Origin of the sequence: Pradoshia sp. (assembly GCF_051873915.1) — a bacterium.
Taxonomy (GTDB): Bacteria; Bacillota; Bacilli; order Bacillales; family Pradoshiaceae; genus Pradoshia.
In genome coordinates this window covers 18,263-37,923 of the sequence record NZ_JBJEFJ010000137.1, presented here as the reverse complement: position 1 = coordinate 37,923, position 19,661 = coordinate 18,263, and the positions used below count along the sequence as shown (strand labels likewise).

17 protein-coding genes are annotated in these 19,661 nt (G+C 45.4%); 16 read left to right on the top strand and 1 reads right to left on the bottom strand.

Annotated elements, in window-relative coordinates; all coding sequences use genetic code 11:
* Positions 1 to 76 precede the first annotated feature (76 nt).
* The gene (locus tag ACI35L_RS12680; RefSeq protein ID WP_439803032.1) at positions 77 to 1,783 is read right to left on the bottom strand and encodes an Rqc2 family fibronectin-binding protein; all 1,707 of its coding nucleotides are present in this window, start codon (positions 1,781 to 1,783) and stop codon (positions 77 to 79) included.
* A gap of 151 nt (positions 1,784 to 1,934) precedes the next feature.
* Between ACI35L_RS12680 and ACI35L_RS12675 the strand changes: the two genes are divergently transcribed.
* The 16 genes from ACI35L_RS12675 to ACI35L_RS12600 all read left to right on the top strand — a co-directional run bounded on the left by ACI35L_RS12675 (position 1,935) and on the right by ACI35L_RS12600 (position 19,568).
* Positions 1,935 to 4,604: a calcium-translocating P-type ATPase, SERCA-type gene (locus ACI35L_RS12675; RefSeq protein WP_049671480.1), complete on the top strand. Its 2,670-nt coding sequence runs from the start codon at positions 1,935 to 1,937 to the stop codon at positions 4,602 to 4,604.
* Positions 4,605 to 4,709: 105 nt separating this feature from the next.
* Positions 4,710 to 5,585 (top strand): YicC/YloC family endoribonuclease, encoded by an 876-nt coding sequence (locus tag ACI35L_RS12670; RefSeq protein ID WP_439803031.1) that lies wholly within the window; start codon positions 4,710 to 4,712, stop codon positions 5,583 to 5,585.
* 52 nt (positions 5,586 to 5,637) lie between these two features.
* Positions 5,638 to 5,901 (top strand): extracellular matrix/biofilm regulator RemA, encoded by a 264-nt coding sequence (gene remA, locus ACI35L_RS12665; protein ID WP_049671478.1) that lies wholly within the window; start codon positions 5,638 to 5,640, stop codon positions 5,899 to 5,901.
* Between the two features lie 9 nt (positions 5,902 to 5,910).
* Complete coding sequence (gmk, locus tag ACI35L_RS12660; RefSeq protein ID WP_049671477.1) at positions 5,911 to 6,528, top strand: guanylate kinase; 618 nt, start codon at positions 5,911 to 5,913, stop codon at positions 6,526 to 6,528.
* A 1-nt stretch (position 6,529) separates the two neighbouring features.
* On the top strand, positions 6,530 to 6,748 hold the full coding sequence (gene rpoZ / locus ACI35L_RS12655) for a DNA-directed RNA polymerase subunit omega (RefSeq protein WP_049671476.1): 219 nt from the start codon (positions 6,530 to 6,532) through the stop codon (positions 6,746 to 6,748).
* A 214-nt stretch (positions 6,749 to 6,962) separates the two neighbouring features.
* A complete protein-coding gene (coaBC, locus tag ACI35L_RS12650) occupies positions 6,963 to 8,174 on the top strand; it encodes a bifunctional phosphopantothenoylcysteine decarboxylase/phosphopantothenate--cysteine ligase CoaBC (protein ID WP_049671475.1) in 1,212 nt (403 codons plus the stop codon).
* Entirely contained in the window at positions 8,174 to 10,588 is a 2,415-nt protein-coding gene (gene priA / locus ACI35L_RS12645; protein WP_049671474.1) for a primosomal protein N', read from the top strand. The genes coaBC and priA overlap by 1 nt, the downstream gene beginning before the upstream one ends.
* 17 nt (positions 10,589 to 10,605) lie before the next feature.
* Positions 10,606 to 11,091: a peptide deformylase gene (gene def / locus ACI35L_RS12640; RefSeq protein ID WP_049671473.1), complete on the top strand. Its 486-nt coding sequence runs from the start codon at positions 10,606 to 10,608 to the stop codon at positions 11,089 to 11,091.
* Positions 11,088 to 12,029, top strand: a complete 942-nt coding sequence (gene fmt / locus ACI35L_RS12635; protein ID WP_439803030.1) for a methionyl-tRNA formyltransferase — start codon at positions 11,088 to 11,090, stop codon at positions 12,027 to 12,029. The genes def and fmt overlap by 4 nt, the downstream gene beginning before the upstream one ends.
* A 3-nt stretch (positions 12,030 to 12,032) precedes the next feature.
* Positions 12,033 to 13,379, top strand: coding sequence for a 16S rRNA (cytosine(967)-C(5))-methyltransferase RsmB (rsmB, locus tag ACI35L_RS12630; RefSeq protein WP_439803029.1), 1,347 nt, complete (start codon positions 12,033 to 12,035; stop codon positions 13,377 to 13,379).
* Positions 13,380 to 13,381: 2 nt separating this feature from the next.
* A complete protein-coding gene (gene rlmN / locus ACI35L_RS12625) occupies positions 13,382 to 14,467 on the top strand; it encodes a 23S rRNA (adenine(2503)-C(2))-methyltransferase RlmN (RefSeq protein WP_439803028.1) in 1,086 nt (361 codons plus the stop codon).
* A gap of 4 nt (positions 14,468 to 14,471) precedes the next feature.
* A complete protein-coding gene (locus ACI35L_RS12620) occupies positions 14,472 to 15,227 on the top strand; it encodes a Stp1/IreP family PP2C-type Ser/Thr phosphatase (RefSeq protein ID WP_049671469.1) in 756 nt (251 codons plus the stop codon).
* Between the two features lie 5 nt (positions 15,228 to 15,232).
* On the top strand, positions 15,233 to 17,263 hold the full coding sequence (gene pknB, locus ACI35L_RS12615; RefSeq protein ID WP_049671468.1) for a Stk1 family PASTA domain-containing Ser/Thr kinase: 2,031 nt from the start codon (positions 15,233 to 15,235) through the stop codon (positions 17,261 to 17,263).
* A gap of 16 nt (positions 17,264 to 17,279) precedes the next feature.
* Positions 17,280 to 18,161: a ribosome small subunit-dependent GTPase A gene (gene rsgA / locus ACI35L_RS12610; protein ID WP_049671467.1), complete on the top strand. Its 882-nt coding sequence runs from the start codon at positions 17,280 to 17,282 to the stop codon at positions 18,159 to 18,161.
* A 2-nt stretch (positions 18,162 to 18,163) separates the two neighbouring features.
* Positions 18,164 to 18,808: a ribulose-phosphate 3-epimerase gene (rpe, locus tag ACI35L_RS12605; RefSeq protein ID WP_439803027.1), complete on the top strand. Its 645-nt coding sequence runs from the start codon at positions 18,164 to 18,166 to the stop codon at positions 18,806 to 18,808.
* Positions 18,809 to 18,917: 109 nt separating this feature from the next.
* Positions 18,918 to 19,568 carry a thiamine diphosphokinase gene (locus tag ACI35L_RS12600; protein WP_439803026.1) on the top strand — a complete coding sequence of 217 codons (651 nt, stop codon included), beginning with the start codon at positions 18,918 to 18,920 and terminating at the stop codon, positions 19,566 to 19,568.
* Positions 19,569 to 19,661 lie beyond the last annotated feature (93 nt).

The window sequence follows — 19,661 nt, the reverse complement described above, 5'->3', positions numbered from 1 at the left end:
AAGAAAAAACCTTCTCATCCGCCAAATAAAAAAGATGCCTTTCTACTACAGAAGGCATCTTTTTTTGAAATAATCATTACTTCTTTAATGAAAGCACAAGTTCTTCATCTGGTGTCACATAATATGTTGTTTGATTATCATAGGTGACGAATCCTGGTTTTGCGCCGGCTGGTTTTTTGACATGTCTGATTAAGGTTGAGTCAACTGGTACCTGGCTTGATTGGCGTGCTTTGCTGAAGTAGGCAGCGAGGGTGGCCGCCTCTTTGATTGTCTGGTCCGATGGTTCGGCATCCCGGATGACGACATGGGAGCCTGGGATATCCTTTGTATGGAACCAGAGGGCATTCTTTGGTGCAAGCCGGTTGGTCAGGTATTCATTTTGCTTGTTGTTTTTACCGACGAGAATTTCGGTGCCGTCACTTGAGACATAGGTGTCGAGTGTTGGCTTCAAGTCTTTTTTCTTGCTGCCTTTTTTGCTGACGCGCTTCTTGACGTAGCCGCCTTCCTCGAGTTCCTCGCGAATCTCCAATAAGTCCCTTGGGGAAGCGGTGTTCATTTGGTGAATGAGATTATCGAGATAATCGATTTCTTTTTTCGTGAGCTCGATTTGTTCGTTTACATAGCTTACGGATTTTTTCGCCTTTTGGTATTTGGCGAAATATTTTTGAGCATTCTCGGATGGTGTAAGCCGTTCGTTCAACTCAATCGTGAGGCTCGGCTGGTTTTCATCATAGAAGTCGATAACCTCTGCTTGCTTCATGCCTTTTTTCAAGGCGTATATATGGCTTGTGATCAGCTCGCCGTATTTCTTGAAGATTTCTGCCTTTTCAGAATCAGCAAGTGTTTCCTCGAGCTTTAGCAATTTCTTCTCATTTTTTTCTTTTTCGTTTTGCAGGAGACGTTCAAGGTCATGGGCTTGCTGTTTAACGCGGTCCCTGTCTGCCTTTTGGAAATAGAAGCGGTCGAGGAGCTCGCTTAATGAGTCATAATGCTTTTTTGAGCCTTTTACATGTTCTAGATCAAGGAGGTAGAAGGCTTCCTTCGGCCCGCCGGTGATTAAGGTTGGTTCATATTGATGGGAATCAATCTGCTCCATTACGCTTTTGAAGCTTTCGGGAAGTGTTTCCCTGTTTACCAATCCTGCTCGATACGTAATCTCCTTGGCGAGGAGTGGGGACATCCCTTGAAAGGTTGAAACAAGCTGTTTGTCTAATCGCCCGGCAAAATAATCAAGGTGGGTTAATCCCTTCTCCATGTCTGTCAATGGGCTGAATTTATCCTGCTCAGGCGGAAGAACATATGGGTGGCCAGGCAGCAAGGTCCGGTAGCTGTTTAAGGATGGGGGAACATGCTTGATGCAATCAATGATCATGTTCTTTTCCTCATCAACAAGGATGATATTGCTGTGTTTCCCCATAATTTCAATAATCAACAGCTTTGGAGCGAGATCCCCGATTTCGTTACGCCCATTGACCTTAAAGGTTATGAGCCTCTCAAGGCCCGGCTGTTCAATTCTTTCTATAAAATATCCTTCCAAATGCTTGCGAAGCAGCATGCAAAACATTGGGGCGTCTGTTGGGTTTTCATAGCTTTCTCCTGTCAGCTGAACACGCGCATAGCTTGGATGGGCAGAGAGGAGAAGCTTATGGTTTTCTCTTCCGGCTCTGACAACGAGAATTAATTCATTCTTATATGGCTGGTGAATCTTCGTAATTCGTCCGCTTTTGAGCGTGGCGGATAGTTCCTCCGTCATGGCTCTAGTGAAAAATCCGTCAAAGGACATGTCTAACACCTTCTTCATTATGGCAGCTGTGTATCTGCCAGTCTCTTTAAATTTCTATAGCCTAACAAGTATAGCATTTTTCGGGACAACTCTGAATAAACATGTACAAAAGTAAGTCATTCGGATTGTAGAAGGAGGTTGTACTCGTTACATGAAGTTGGTAGAAATGGACAAAGAACAGTTACAATCCGCTTTTAATGTCGATATGAAAAAGGGATTGAGCCATCAGGAGGCAAAGAAACGCTTAAAGCAATACGGACAGAATGAACTGGCAGAGGGTGAGAAGCAGTCTGCGCTCATACTGTTCTTCAATCAATTTAAGGATTTCATGGTTTTAATCCTGCTTGCGGCCACCCTGGTGAGCGGGTTGCTTGGAGAGTATGTTGATGCCATTGCGATTATCATGATTGTGCTTGTTAACGGATTTTTGGGTTTTTTCCAAGAACGGAAGGCAGAGAAGTCTTTATCTGCGTTAAAGGAAATGGCAGCGCCGCAAATGATGGTGCAAAGGGATGGTTTATGGACGAAGGTTCAGGCTAAGGACTGTGTTCCGGGAGATATCGTTAAATTTGTCAGCGGTGACCGGATTGGCGCAGATATCCGCATCACGAAGGCGCAAAGCCTGGAGGTGGAGGAGTCTGCCTTAACCGGTGAATCTCTTCCGGTTATGAAATCGGAAGGTGCAATGGTAAAGGAAAGCGCAGGTATTGGTGATCAGGTGAATATGGCCTTTATGGGAACGCTCGTGACGAGAGGGTCTGGCGAGGGAGTGGTTGTTGCAACCGGGATGAAAACAGCGATGGGACAGATTGCTGATTTACTGCAGAATGCCCAAAGTCAGCAAACTCCGCTGCAAATTCGGCTTGAGCAATTAGGGAAGATCTTAATTGTGGCTGCCTTGTTCCTGACCTTATTAGTGGTTGGTATTGGCGTTTTGCAAGGAAATAATTTATATACAATGGTTCTTGCCGGAGTATCACTCGCTGTTGCGGCTATTCCAGAAGGATTGCCAGCCATTGTCACGGTTGCTCTCTCGCTCGGCGTGCAGCGTATGATTCGAAAAAATGCCATTGTGCGCAAGCTGCCTGCGGTTGAGACGTTAGGGTGTGCATCGGTTATTTGTTCAGACAAAACCGGGACCATGACCGAGAATAAAATGATGGTGACAAGGCTCTGGATTGGCGGCCGGGATTGGACGGTTACCGGTAAGGGGTTTGAACCTTCAGGTGAGTTTGAATGCTTGCAGGGAAGCACGGATGACACAGAGGTCAGGCAGCTTTTGACTTACGGAATTCTTTGTAATAATGCTGAACTGAAATTAAAGAAAAAGAATTATTATATAGAAGGCGATCCGACTGAAGGGGCCATGCTTGTTGCAGCTATGAAAAAAGGAATCGATCGTCAGCTTCAATTCGAGAATTATCAGCTATTAAAGGAATTTCCGTTTGAATCTGAGCGGAAGCTGATGAGTGTAATGGTTAAGGATGCGAATGGCAGGCAATTTGTCATTACAAAGGGAGCCCCGGATGTGCTGCTTGGCCGATGCGGCTCTGTACAAATGAATGGGCGCATGCAGCGGATGGATGAGAAGATGCTATCAACCATTATGGCCTCAACAGAGCAAATGGCTGAACAAGCCCTGCGAACGATTGCGGTTGCTTATAAAAGTGTTCCTGCCAATACGGCGATCCTTGATGAGAATGATGCGGAATGTGAACTCGTTTTCCTTGGATTGCAGGGAATGATGGACCCGCCGAGGGCAGAGGTGGCCCAGGCTGTTCAGGAATGCCGGGATGCGGGAATCAAGACGGTGATGATTACAGGCGACCATATGATAACCGCAAAGGCAATAGGAGAGAACCTCGGCATTTATCGAAAAGGCGACAGAGTCATTTCTGGAGCGGAATTGGACAAAATGTCAGCTGAGGACCTGACGGAGGTCGTGGAGGAAACATCCGTGTTTGCACGCGTGTCTCCGGAGCATAAGCTGAAGATTGTATCTGCATTCCAGGAAAGAGGCCATATCGTCGCAATGACGGGAGATGGCGTCAATGATGCTCCGGCAATCAAGGCAGCTGATATTGGCATTGCGATGGGGATTTCTGGTACAGATGTTGCAAAGGAGACCTCCTCTTTAATTCTCTTGGATGATAATTTCGCCACGATTAAGGCAGCGATTAAGGAAGGGCGGAATATTTACGAAAATATTCGAAAGTTCATCCGTTATTTGCTCGCCTCAAATGTTGGGGAAATCTTGGTCATGTTGTTTGCCATGATCATCGGGCTGCCGCTTCCACTCTTGCCAATCCAAATTTTATGGGTCAATCTCGTAACAGATGGGTTGCCGGCAATGGCACTTGGGCTTGATCAGCCGGAGGAAAATGTAATGAAACGTCCGCCGCGGCACCCGAAGGAGGGGGTATTTGCCAGAGGACTTGGCTGGAAGATTATCTCGAGGGGATTTTTGATTGGTTCGGCGACCTTGCTGGCATTTGTGACGGTCTATAAGTCAAATCCGGATAATCTCCAATATGCCCAGACGGTTGCCTTCGCCACTTTAGTGCTAGCACAGTTGATCCATGTATTCGACTGCAGGAGCGAGAAGTCGATCTTCTCACGCAATCCCTTTGGGAACAAGTACCTCGTGTGGGCTGTGCTCTCCTCTATTGCGTTAATGGTCGTCGCGCTTTATTATCCGCCGCTTCAGGCAGTGTTCCATACCGTCTCGATTGAACCTCGGGATTGGCTCTTGATTGTTGGTATGGCATCGATTCCAACTTTTTTGCTGGCTGGAACATTTTATGTAAGTAAATCGAAATAAATTGTGATATAATTTTTAAGGTAGTAGAGGGTTCTCTATTACCTTTTTATTTTTATATGGTTTCATTTTAGATAGTGAAACGGTGTAGATTGGAGCTGTTGCTAAATGATCTTAAGCATGACTGGTTATGGAAGAGCAAAAAACGAAGATGATACATTGGCTATTACTGTAGAGATGAAAAGTGTCAATCACCGTTTTTTTGAGTGCAGTATCCGATCGCCTCGACAATTAATGATGTATGAAGACAGAATGAAAAAGATTATTCAGCAAAAGTTACAAAGGGGTAGAATTGAAGTCTTTATCAGCCTCCAAGGAGAAGGGGCTGTTAAGCGGGTTGTAACGCCTAACTGGGAACTAATGGACCAGATTATGAATATATCATCTGAATTCAACAGCAGGTTCAGCGCTTTTACAGAAACGAAGCTGACCGACCTGCTCCAGCTTGAGCACTTCATTCAGATAGAGGAAAAAGAACAGGACAACTCAAGTCTCGAAGGCTTGCTGTTGAAGACTGTGGAAGAAGCAGCCGCACATCTATCCTCCATGAGGGAGAAGGAAGGCCAATTTCTAAAACAGGATTTATTGGGACATTTACAAAAGCTTCAGGGGGAACTTGAGGTTGTCGAAAGGCTTGCTCCGACTGTGCCGAAAGCTTATGAAGCACGATTGAAGCAAAAACTTGAAGAAGCTGTCGGGGATGCTTATGATAAAAATAGGCTGCTGACTGAGATTGCTTTGTTTACGGATAAAGCGGATATACATGAAGAAATCTCAAGGCTGAAAAGCCATATTGTCCAATTTGCTGAGGGTCTGGAGGCATCCGGTCCTATTGGAAGAAAGCTTGATTTCATCATCCAGGAAATGAATCGTGAAACCAATACAATTGGTTCTAAGGCAAGTGATTCAGGCATCGCAAAAGAAGTGGTCGAAATGAAGGCGATTCTTGAGAAAATGAAAGAGCAAGTCCAAAATGTAGAATAAACAGAGTTTATGACCATACATACAAGCAAACAATAGGGATGGAGGCTAATCAATGTCAATCAAATTAATCAATATCGGTTTTGGGAACATCGTTTCCGCCAATCGTATTGTAACCATTGTTAGTCCGGAGTCGGCACCTATAAAGAGAATTATCCAGGATGCAAGGGATAAAGGCTCATTAGTGGATGCCACGTATGGAAGAAGGACGCGCGCAGTCATCATTACAGATAGTGACCATGTCGTCTTATCAGCTGTTCAGCCGGAAACGGTAGCAGCAAGATTACATGATCGAGATGAAAGCGTGTCGGAAGGATAGGTGAAAGTGTTGGAAGAAAAAGGATTATTAATCGTATTATCGGGGCCATCAGGTGTTGGAAAAGGAACGGTAAGAAAAGCCATCTTTGACCAGCCTGATGTTAATTTTGAATATTCTATCTCAGCGACCTCCCGTAAGCCTAGGGAGGGAGAGGTTCATGGGGTTGATTATTTCTTCAAAACGCGTGAGCAATTTGAAAACATGATTGCCAATGATGAACTGCTTGAGCATGCTGAATATGTTGGCAATTATTATGGCACTCCGATTGAGTACGTTAAGAAGACCTTGGAGGAAGGAAAGGACGTCTTCCTTGAGATTGAAGTACAAGGGGCAAAGCAAGTTAGAGAGAAATTCCCGGATGGGCTGTTTATTTTCCTTGCGCCTCCAAGTCTGAAGGAATTGGAGAACCGCATCGTGACAAGGGGAACGGAAACGGATGAGTTAATCCGCAACCGCATGAAAGCTGCTCGTGAAGAAATTGAAATGATGAACCTATATGATTATGTGGTCGAAAATGATCGTGTCGAGCATGCATGTGAGCGAATCAATTCTATTGTTGTTGCTGAGCATCTCCGCCGTGAACGTGTGGAAAAACGATATCGAAAACTATTGGAGGAAGAAAAATAATATGTTATATCCATCTATTGACGCATTGTTAACGAAAATTGATTCAAAGTATTCTTTAGTATCTGTGGCAGCTAAGCGTGCCCGCTTCTTACAGGAATCAGGCGAGCCTTCTAGAATCGCAAAGCCGGTTTCACATAAATATGTCGGCAAAGCGCTTGAAGAAATCCATTCAGGCGACCTTACCTACAAAGTTGTTTCAGACGAAGTTCTAGATTATTGATATAACAGAAAGAAAACAACCTTACAGCTTCTGAAGGTTGTTTTTTTTGCTGGCAGTAATACCGTGCACCGTTTATAGTAAAGAATAATAGGAATAAGTTTGCGGGAAAAGCATTTCCCGCTTTTTTTAGAAGACTGTACGGAAAGCCCGTATAAAGCTGGGTGAACAGCCGGGAAGCACAGTCTGCAGAATAGTTGATGGCGGAGGGAAAGAAATGCTGAAAGATAAGAAAATCCTTTTGTTTGTTACCGGCGGAATTGCCGTTTATAAAGCAGCGACCCTAACGAGCAAGCTTGTGCAGGCAGGGGCAGAGGTTAAGGTTGTTATGAGTGAATCTGCCATGAAGTTTGTCACACCGCTCACGTTTCAGTCCTTGTCTAGAAATGACGTCTTCTTTGACACATTTGATGAAAAAATCCCTGGGAAGATTGCTCATATCGATTTGGCTGATTGGGCAGATGCTGCTGTTATTGCTCCTGCGACAGCCAATATCATTGGGAAATTGGCGAACGGGATTGCAGATGATATGGTGTCTACCATTCTGCTTGCTGTAACGGCTCCACTTTTCATTGCACCAGCGATGAATGTCCATATGTATGAGCATAAGGCAGTGCAGCGCAATATGAATCGCTTGCGTGAGGATGGCTATTCCTTTATTGAACCGAATGAAGGATATCTGGCCTGTGGTTATGTCGGAAAAGGCAGGCTGGAGGAGCCGGAGGCCATTGTCGAAGTGCTGAGCGCGCACTTTGATCCAGGTACACGTCCTTTATATGGGAAAAGGATCCTTATTACGGCAGGACCGACCCGAGAGAAAATTGACCCAGTCCGATATGTATCTAATTATTCAACAGGAAAGATGGGCTATTCTCTGGCAGAGGCAGCGCTGAAGATGGGGGCTGAGGTCACCGTGGTAAGCGGTCCAGTTACCGTCATACCGCCGTCTGGCGCCCGAGTCATTTCAGTTGAGAGTGCATTGGAGATGTATGAGGCAGTCATGGAGGAAATGACAAAAGCAGATATTATCATCGGCACAGCCGCTGTGGCAGATTATAAACCGCTTCAAGCAGCAAGCCAGAAGGTCAAGAAGCAGGATGGAGATATGAGCCTGGCGATGACCAGGACGAAAGATATTCTAGCGGAAGCCGGGAGACGAAAAAACGGACAAATTCTAATCGGTTTCGCTGCGGAAACGAATAATGTGGAAGAGTACGCCAAGAAAAAGCTTGTGAAGAAGAATGCGGATATGATTGTGGCCAATGATGTCATGAAAGAGGGAGCAGGCTTTGGCACAGACACAAATATTGTGACACTTTACAAGAAAGATGGCACCTCAGTGGAATTGCCGTTAATGAGCAAGCTTGAGACTGCAGAGGCAATTCTGAATGAAGCAGCCAGGATGGAACCCATCGAGGCAAATGTGTAATGATAGCTGAAGTCATTGTCGATGTGCCGGCCCAGCAAACGGACCGGCCTTTTGATTACCGTGTCCCCGATAAATGGGCCGGAATGATTCAAGAAGGCATGAGGGTTACAGTACCATTCGGACCGCGTAAGCTGCTTGGTTTTGTGGTGAGACTGAAGGAGACCTCTGAGTTTAAGGCGTTAAAGAGTATCAGCGGTCTTCTAGATATAGAGCCAGCTCTGAATAAAGAGCTCCTTGAACTCGGGCATTGGCTGGCTGATGAGACGATGTGCTTTAAGATCTCCGCCTTCCAAGCAATGCTTCCGGCAGCCATGAAGGCGAAATATGAAAAGCAAGTCAGGCTCTCAAGGGGCATGTCAGCAGCAGATCTGCTGCCGGAGCTCCAGTCTGCCTTTCAAAAAACAGGAACCGTTAAATGGGATGATGTCCAAAATGATGCGTTATTGCCGCTCATAAAAGCTGAAATGGACCGTGGAGTGCTAGAGCTCTCCATCAAAGTCAGCAATAAAGGAAATGTAAAAAAGGAAAAATATATTAAGCCTCTGCTCGACCGGGACGGCCTGATAAATCAGCTGAATGCAACGGCCAAAACCGCTAAGAATCAAAGGCTTGTGCTGAATTATTTCTTAGAGAACAACGAGGAGGTCTCCCTGTCAAAAGTTTTGAAGGAGACAGGTTTATCCGGCTATTCAGCACTTAAACCGCTCGTCAATAAAGGTGTTCTTCACATGGAAGAACGAGAATCCTACCGGGATCATTATGACCAGCAGGAATTTGAGCCAGATGCTACCTTACCCCTGACAGAAGAGCAGCGTGGTGCAATGGGACCGATTGAGAGGGCTGTAGCGGAGAAAAGGAATGAAACCTTCCTGCTGTACGGGGTAACTGGAAGCGGCAAAACGGAAATCTATCTCCAATCCATCAAGCGCATTGTCGATCAAGGGAAAGAAGCCATTGTGCTTGTGCCGGAGATATCGTTAACCCCCATGATGGTTACACGCTTTAAACGCCGCTTTGGCAATTTGGTTGCCGTGTTACATAGCGGATTGTCCACTGGTGAAAAATATGATGAGTGGAGGAAAATTCAGCGTGGCGAGGTGAAGGTTGTCGTTGGGGCAAGATCTGCTGTATTCGCTCCGTTTACGAATATCGGCCTGATTATCATTGACGAGGAGCATGAGGGCAGCTATAAGCAGGAGGAGACACCGAGGTATCATTCAAGGGATGTCGCTTTGAAACGGGCAGGCCATCATCATTGCCCGGTTATCCTAGGCAGTGCCACTCCGTCGCTTGAAACCTTTGCCCGTGCAAAAAAAGGGGTATATACCTTGCTCACGCTGAAAAGCCGTGTCAATCAGCGGGCCTTGCCGGAAGTGTCTATCGTTGACATGAGGGATGAAATGAGAGGCGGGAATCGTTCTATGTTTTCTGAGCTTCTATTTGAGAAGCTGAAGGAGCGAGTGGAAAAAGGTGAGCAATCCGTCTTAATGCTTAATCGGCGCGGACATTCATCCTTTGTCATGTGCCGCAATTGCGGTTTGGTTGTTACTTGTCCGAACTGTGATGTGTCAATGACCTTCCACCGCGTCCAGTCACTCATGAAATGTCACTACTGCGGGCTGGAAGAGAGAGTGCCGGATGTATGCCCTGATTGTGGAAGTGACCATATCCGCTATTTTGGAACCGGTACGCAAAAGGTTGAGGAGGAACTTGGCAAACTGATGCCGCATGCAAGAGTCATCCGGATGGATGTTGATACAACAAGTCGTAAGGGAGCTCATGAGGCTTTATTGAAGAAGTTTGAGGATGGACAGGCTGATATTCTGCTCGGCACGCAAATGATTGCTAAGGGCCTGGATTTCCCGAAGGTAACGCTCGTCGGTGTTTTATCGGCTGATACAATGCTCCATCTGCCGGACTTCCGGGCATCTGAACGAACATTCCAACTGCTTACACAGGTGAGCGGACGTGCGGGCAGGCATGAGCTGCCTGGCGAGGTCGTCATCCAAACCTATACGCCAGAGCATTACAGCATCCAGCTCGCCGCCGAACAGGATTATGAGGGATTCTTCATGCGGGAGATGTTTCTAAGGAAGCAAAATGATTATCCGCCGTATTATTATATCGCCCTATTGACCGTATCTCATGAGGATGTGCTAAAGGCAATGGATACGGCAGATAAGATTACGACATTCATTAAGAGGAATGTCGGCCCGCATACAGTGGTGTTCGGACCATCTGCTTCTCCTATGTCCAGAATCAATAATAGATATAGATACCAATGTCTGATAAAATACAAGCGGGAACCGAAACTAACGGAAATCTTAAAAACATTAAATGAAACATATGGACGAAATGCTGCACAATCCGGTCTTCAACTGTCGATTGATGTGAATCCGTTTATTATGATGTAGAAAGAAGGAAAAAAGAAGTGGCTGTATTACCAATCGTGAAACATCCAGACAAGAGGCTGGAGACAACCTGCAAGAAGGTAGAGGTCTTTGATAAGAAATTAGCAAAGCTGCTTGATGATATGTACGATACGATGATTGAGGCTGATGGTGTAGGTCTTGCTGCTCCTCAAATAGGCAAAAATATTCAAGTAGCCATCGTTGATGTGGATGATGAATCTGGAACAATTGAATTGATCAATCCCGAACTCATTGAAAGTAATGGGAAGGATACGGATATAGAAGGGTGCTTGAGCTTCCCGGGAATTTACGGGGAGGTTGAAAGACCGACATTTGTAAAGGTTCAGGCACAGGACCGCTTTGGCAGATGGTGCGTGATAGAGGCGGAGGATTATATGGCAAGAGCGATTCTCCATGAGATGGACCATCTGGAGGGAGTGCTGTTTACCTCGAAGGTAAGCCGTTATGTGAGTGAAGAAGAGTTGGAAGGATATGAAGCAGAATGACAAGAATCGTATTTATGGGCACGCCGGATTTTTCCGTAGGCGTCTTGGAACGTTTAATTGAAGATGGGTATTCAGTTGTCGGGGTTGTTACGCAGCCAGACCGTCCTGTAGGCCGTAAACGTGTGCTGACACCGCCGCCAGTCAAGGTGACCGCCGAAAAGCATGGTATTCAAGTGCTTCAGCCTGAGAAAATCAGACTGGATGAAGAGGTCGATAAAGTATTGGCGCTTGAGCCAGATTTAATCGTGACAGCTGCATTTGGACAAATTCTGCCGAAACGTCTGCTTGAGGCACCTAAATACGGCTGCATTAACGTCCACGCGTCCTTGCTTCCAGAACTGCGCGGTGGAGCGCCTATTCATTATGCAATCATACAGGGGAAAGAGAAAACCGGCGTGACAATCATGTATATGGTGGAAAAATTAGACGCAGGAGACATGCTTGCAAAAGTAGAAGTGCCAATCGAGGAAACCGATCATACAGGAAGTCTGCATGATAAATTAAGCGCTGCTGGGGCAGAGCTGACTTCAAAGACAATTCCAGCCCTTTTAAACGGGGAAATCACTCCTGTGAAGCAGAATGAGGAAGACGCGACATTCGCTTCAAATATTAAACGGGAGCAGGAATTAATCGATTGGACAAAAACCGGCGAAGAGATTTATAACCATGTACGTGGTTTGCATCCGTGGCCAGTCGCCTATACTTTATTTAAAGGGAAAGTCATTAAGGTTTGGTGGACAGAAAAAGTATCCTCCACAAAGGCTGGCGAACCTGGAGAGGTGCTTGAACTTCTTAAGGATGGTATCCTTGTGAAGACTGGCAATCAAACAGCTATTAAGATTACGGAATTACAGCCTGCCGGCAAGAAAAGAATGAGCGCCGAGCAAATGCTAAGAGGTGCACATGATTTTGCGCCAGGAATGAAATTGGGAGAATAAAGAATGCCTCAAAAAAAGAATGTCAGGGAAATTGCCCTGGATATATTAACGGCTGTACAAAAGAATAAAGCATACAGCAATCTATCACTTAACCACGCGATTAAGGAATCGGAGCTATCTTCAAAAGATGTCGGCTTATTAACCGAACTTGTGTATGGCACGATTCAGCGTGAAATGACATTGGACTATTATATAACCCCATTTATCAAAAATCCTAAAAAAATGCAGCCTTGGGTACTGAGTTTATTGAAAATGACCGTCTTCCAGATGCAATACTTAGATCGCGTGCCAGACAGGGCAGCCATTCATGAAGCGGTCGAAATTGCGAAGAAAAGAGGCCATCGGGGTGTAGCATCGCTTGTGAACGGCGTGCTTCGTTCCATTCAGCGTGAGGGAGTGCCTGATATCTCAGCAATCAAAGACCCGCTTGAGAGGATTTCCATTTCAACAAGCCATCCGCTCTGGCTCGTGAAGCAATGGGCTCAGCAATTTGGTTTGGAGAAAACGGAACAAATGTGCGAGGAAAACCTGCATGCACCAGTTCAGACAGCAAGGGTTAATAGCCTGAAAACAACGAGGGAAGAGGTTCTGAAAATCCTTGCAGAGGAAGGATTTACGGCAGAGCCGAGCCTCTTGAATGAAGATGGTATCCGGTCCTTGCGCGGCAATCTGGCATTGTCTGATGCATATAAGAATGGACTGATCAGCATTCAGGATGAGAGCTCTATGCTTGTTGCCCACGCGGTTTCACCAAATGGAGAAGAGATGGTGCTGGACAGCTGTGCCGCTCCTGGCGGTAAAACAACGCATATGGGTGAGAGAATGGAGAATGAGGGGAAAATTATTGCCCTTGATTTGCATGCTCATAAGACAAAATTAATTGATGAACAGGCAATGAGACTTGGTTTGTCGAATATAGAGACTAGACAGATGGATGCACGAAAAATTGCAGAGTTTTTCGAGCCGCAAACATTTGATAAAATATTAGTAGATGCCCCATGCTCAGGCCTTGGTGTGCTGAAGAGAAAGCCGGATGCCAAATATACAAAAACAGAGGCAGACCTTCATTCTTTATCAGCCATCCAATTAACGATCCTAAGGAAAGTATCCGGACTCGTAAAGGCTGGGGGAACAATCACGTATAGCACATGCACGGTAGGCAGAGAAGAAAATGAAGCGATTATCGATGCCTTTTTAGAGGAGAACAAGGAGTTTGAACGAGACCTTACCCTTGCAAGTCGACTGCCTGAAGCTGTCAAGCCATATGTCAACGAGAACACTGTACAAATACTACCACAATATTTCGGAAGTGATGGATTCTTCATTGCTTCCATTCGAAGGAAGGCTTAATAATGGAACAATCAAAAGTGAAGGCAGTAAAGAAGCAGGATGAAAAGCCGTCAATCTACTCCTTGCAGCTAGATGAACTAAAAGAATGGCTCGAACAAAATGGCGAAAAGGCATTTCGAGCATCACAAATATATGAATGGCTATATGAGAAGAGAGTATCCTCCTTTGAGGATATGACGAATCTTTCAAAGGGTCTTCGCACCAAATTGGCGGAATCCTTTACCTTAACAACCTTAAACACGCTTATTCAGCAAACATCCAAGGATGGCACGATCAAATTCTTATTTGAGCTGCATGATGGCTACTCCATTGAAACGGTTCTAATGAGACATGATTACGGTAATTCAGTCTGTGTTACCACTCAGGTTGGCTGCCGGATTGGCTGTACGTTCTGTGCATCCACATTAGGCGGGCTGAAACGAAATCTTGAGGCAGGAGAAATCGTCGCACAGGTCGTAAAAGTACAGCAAGCGCTTGATGAGCTTGGTGAGCGCGTCAGCTCCGTCGTTATCATGGGTATTGGCGAGCCGTTCGATAATTACGATAATATGATGTCCTTCCTGCGCATTATCAATCATGATAAAGGGTTGAATATCGGTGCCCGTCATATTACGGTGTCAACGAGCGGAATTGTACCGAAGATCTATAAGTTCGCCGATGAGAAGCTTCAGATTAACTTTGCTATTTCCCTTCATGCGCCGAATACGGAGCTGCGAAGCAAATTAATGCCAATTAACCGGGCTTATAAGCTTCCTCAGCTGATGGAGGCTGTTAAGTATTATGTGGATAAAACAGGCCGGCGTATCACGTTTGAGTATGGTTTATTCGGCGGGGAGAATGATCAGGTTGAGCATGCGGAGGAATTGGCTGCCTTAATTAAGGGATTGAAATGCCACGTAAACTTAATTCCGGTCAACTATGTGCCGGAGAGAGACTATGTACGTACCCCGAAAGAGCAAATTAAACTATTTGAAGATACGCTTAAAAAGCATGGTGTGAACGTAACGACAAGAAGAGAACAAGGGCATGATATTGATGCGGCATGCGGACAGCTGCGTGCGAAGGAAAGGAAAGAAGAGACGAGGTGAAGGGATGAAGGCTGTTTTTAGGACTGACCGGGGAAAGGTTAGAGTGCATAATGAGGACCAAGGAGGGATCTTCTTTCGAGAAGAACCCTCTTATATGGCTTTTGCCATCATTGCTGATGGGATGGGCGGTCATCGAGCAGGAGATGTCGCAAGCGAGATGACTGTTTCTATCTTGAAGGAAGCGTGGGAGAAAACGGACCTTGATGAAGCGCCTGCTTCCATCGAATCATTTTTACAAGACCAAATTCAAATCGCTAATCGTGAGCTTCACCGCCATTCTCAGACACATGAGGAATGTGAAGGAATGGGAACGACCATTGTTGCGGTACTTTGCACCGAGCGGAGTGCAACAATTGTTAATGTGGGTGATTCTCGATGTTATTTGTTTAATGAAGATGGGTTTAAACAAGTTACGGAAGACCATTCTTTAGTTAATGAATTAGTGCGTTCCGGTCAAATATCCAAAGAAGACGCCGAGCATCATCCAAGAAAGAATGTCATCCTCAGAGCACTAGGTACAGAAGCAACTGTGGAGGTAGATGTCCGGACGATTGTGTTTGAGGAAGGGGATTTACTCCTCCTATGTTCGGACGGCCTTTCTGATAAATTATCAGAAGCAGAAATACGGGATATCCTTATGAGCGGCCAATCGCTTGATGAGATGGCAGATACGTTTATTCAAAGGGCGAATGATAATGGGGGAGAAGATAATATCACTCTAGCAATCCTTCTTCACAACTTTGAAAGTGAAAGAGGGTGAGTTGAATGTTGATAGGGAAAAGAATCAGCGGCCGTTATAAGATCATCCGCATGATTGGCGGCGGCGGCATGGCGAATGTATATCTGGCGAGAGATATGATTCTTGACCGTGATGTGGCATTGAAGGTTCTCCGGATGGATTTCTCTAATGATGAGGAATTCATCAAGCGGTTTCACCGTGAGGCACAATCGGCAACCAGTCTGACTCACCCGAATATTGTCAGTATTTATGATGTCGGTGAAGAGGACGGTATTTATTATATCGTGATGGAATATGTTGATGGCATGACGCTTAAGCAATACATCCAGGCTTTTTCTCCGATACCTGTAGAGAAAGCACTCGACATTATGAAACAAATTACGTCCGCTTTAGCGCTTGCGCACCAAAATCACATTGTACATAGAGATATCAAGCCTCATAATGTTTTGATCGATCATGAGGATAATGTGAAAATAACGGATTTTGGCATTGCGATGGCGCTGAGTGCGACATCTATTACTCAAACAAACTCTGTGTTGGGCTCTGTCCATTATCTTTCCCCAGAACAAGCGAGGGGCGGGATGGCAAACAAAAAGTCTGACATCTACTCCCTTGGGATCGTCATGTTCGAGCTGCTGACAGGCAGGCTGCCTTTCTCGGGAGAGTCGGCTGTTTCCATTGCTTTAAAGCATTTGCAGTCCGAGACACCGTCACCAAGAAGGTGGAACCCAGCTATTCCTCAAAGTGTAGAGAATATCGTCTTGAAAGCAACGGCTAAAGATTCCTTCCACCGTTATGCAAGTGTGGAGGAAATGGCAGAGGATTTGAATACGGCTCTCAACCCGGAAAGGCTGAATGAAAGCAAGTTTGTCATACCGGAAGATGATGATGTCACGAAAGCCATTCCAATTATCACGAATGATGAACTGTTCCAGAATCAGGATGAGACGAAGGTTATAGCTGAACAGGATGATACAGTCGCATCGGGTGCATCATCAAAAAAGAGCAGTGACGGCAAGAAGACCAAGAAGGACAAAAAAGAAAAAAAGAATAAGAAGGCAGATAAAGAGAAAAAGCCGAAGAAGAAACGAAGCTGGGTAAAGATTACGGCCATTATCTTTGGTATTATGGTTGTCTTGGCTGTTTTGGCCGTCCTATTCCTGCCCGGAATTCTGGCTGCGAAGGATGTAGAGGTCCCGGATGTTTCAGATACTCAACTGGACAAGGCCCTTTCCGCTTTGGGAGCATCAGGCCTTGAAATTGGTGAAGTCATCGAGAGAGAGGATGATGAAATCGAAGACGGCAATGTGATTAAAACGGAGCCAGAAGCAGGCAGCATCGTGAAGGAAGGCTCATCTGTCGATGTATACTACAGCATTGGGAAAAAGAAGGTTGAAGTGCTGAATTACATTGGGCGTGATTATGAGGACATTGAAAACCTGCTGGAAAACTTCGGCTATAAAGATATCGTTATTAATAAAGTGAATGATGAATCTGAGGTTGGAACGGTTCTAGAGCAGGAGCCTGGCAAGGGAGAGAGTGTTATTCCATCAGAGACGGTTTTGACGCTGACAGTATCCAATGGACCAGCCAAGGTGAATTTGAAAGACTTAACGGACTATACGAAGAAGGCATTGGATGATTATGCCGCAGATACAGGTCTAAGAATCACGTTCGCTGAGGAACAATACAGCGATTCCGTTCCTGCAGGCCAGGTTATTTCTCAATCTCCAGCAGCAGGAACTGCTCTTGAGGTGGGTTCCGAGGTGAATGTTGTTCTCTCTAAAGGAGCGGAAGAAATCCCGCCGCAGGAGGAGACGAAGGAAGTAACCATTACGTATGATGAAGAACTTGAAGGAACACCTCAGACAGTGACCATCTTAATTGAGGACCTTGATAATACGATGACAGAACCCGTAGAGACATTCGAAATAACGGAAACGGTTAAGAAAACCTTGCATTTCAGGATTCCGTACAAGGGACGAGCGGGGTATAAAATCATTAAGGATAACAGTGTGTATGACGAAGGCGTCATCAATTATTCCGGAAATGATTGAATAAAGGAGTGAATATATGCCTGAAGGCAAAATCATTAAAGCATTAAGCGGCTTTTATTATGTTATGGATGGTAACCAGATCATCCAGTGCAGAGGACGCGGTGTTTTCAGAAAGAAGAAGGTATCTCCTTTAGTTGGTGATATCGTTGATTTTCAAGCAGAAAACCCGACAGATGGCTATATCATGGAAATTAAGGAACGGAAGAATGAGCTAGTCCGTCCCCCTATCGCCAATATTGATCAAGCCATTCTTGTCTTTTCTGCCGTAGAGCCCGAATTCAGCCCTGGATTGCTTGACCGCTTTCTTGTGCTGGTTGAATCAAAGGCCATTGCGCCAATTATATGCATCAGCAAGGTAGATTTGTTGGATGAAGCTGGATTAACTCAGATTGAGGGATATGCAGAGCATTACCGGAATATCGGCTATAAGGTGATTCTTACCTCTTCCAATGAGGAAACAGGCGTTGCAGACCTAATGCCGTTTATCCACGGAAAAACATCCGTTTTTGCCGGCCAATCGGGTGTAGGAAAATCCTCTTTATTGAACGCTCTTGATCCGGAGTTGAATTTAAAGACAAACGAAATTTCTTCGCATTTAGGAAGAGGCAGACACACGACAAGGCATGTTGAATTAATCAATATTGGAGACGGCTTGATTGCCGATACACCGGGATTCAGTTCTCTAGAATTCACCGATATTGATGCGGTTGAGCTTAGTGATTGCTTCCCTGAGATAAGAGAAAAGAGTGCAGAATGCAAGTTCAGGGGATGCATGCATGTGAAGGAACCGAAATGTGCGGTGAAGGAAGCTGTTGAATCCGGTGAGATAGAGTCCTATCGATATGACCATTATCTGCAGTTCCTAGAGGAAATTAAAGATAGAAAGCCGAGGTATTAATTATGGTAAAGATTGCACCATCCATTTTATCAGCTGACTTTTCTAAATTAGGAGAAGAAATCAAGGATGTTGAACGCGGCGGGGCTGATTGGATTCATATTGATGTTATGGACGGGCATTTTGTTCCGAATATCACGATTGGTCCGTTAATTGTTGAAGCGATCCGTCCGATTACGAAGCTCACTCTTGATGTCCATTTAATGATTGATAATCCAGATCAATATATTGAAGCTTTTGCAAAAGCGGGTGCTGATTATATTACCGTTCATGCAGAGGCCTGCACACATTTGCACCGGACCATTCAGTTGATCAAGTCATTCGGCGTGAAAGCTGGTGTGGTGCTGAATCCTGCAACACCGGCTTCTGTGCTGGAATATGTGCTGGAAGAGCTTGATATGGTCCTTCTCATGACTGTCAATCCAGGCTTTGGAGGACAAGCCTTCATTCCATCAGTGCTCGATAAGATCGAACAAGTCCGCAGCATGATTGATGAGAAGGGATTGGCTGTTGAGATTGAGATTGACGGCGGTGTTAATCCTGAGACGGCAAGACAATGTGTCGAACGCGGGGCAACCGTGCTTGTGGCAGGTTCGGCTATCTATAACAAAGCAGACCGAAAACAGGCAATTGCCGATATTCGCGGATAAGGCGAAGATATAAGGAAGATAGAGTGAAAAATCACCGATGAAAGGGTGATCCGATTGGGCCGTTTGGCTTATGCCGGATCATCCTTTTTCTTCAGAAGGAGGAATTGATGTGAATATTCGAATTGTCGCAGGAGGACCAGAGGAGGGGCTGCCTGACCTGAAAGCAATCGCAGCCATGGAGGATAGGCAGCTCTGGTGCGGAGCCGACAGAGGTGCTTTGGTACTTGCTGAGAGGGGCATTGAGATGGAAGCAGCCTTTGGTGATTTTGATTCCGTTACGGAGGAGGAAATGGACACAATCCGTCAATTTGCCAAGGAAGTCTATCCATACCCGGCAAAAAAGGATGAGAGTGATCTTGAGCTTGCTGTTGAATGGGCTTATGGGTTAAACCCAGACAAGATAACCATTTATGGAGCTACAGGCGGAAGGATGGATCATGCCATGGCTAATATGATGCTTCTTGCAAGCGAGGAACACCTGAAGCAGCCGGTAAAGACAGAGCTTGTGGACAATCAGAATGAGATCTCCTTTTATGAGCCTGGGGTTTATACGATTCACGAACAAGAGAAGCGTTATGTATCCTTCCTGCCTATTAGTAAAGAAATATCCGGCATGACACTTACCGGCTTTTTGTATCCTTTGACAAATGATACATTAATCCGGGGCAGAACACGGTCAATCAGCAATCAATTAAATTCCCCTACCGGTACTTTTTCGTTTACCTCCGGCATATTAATGATGATAAGAAGCACAGATTAATATGCTCTAGATAGGCTAATAGCATTTATAGATAAGCCATTAATGCAGGATGAACCAGGAAAAGGATCAGTTTCAGGCTAGCATTAAGGAGGG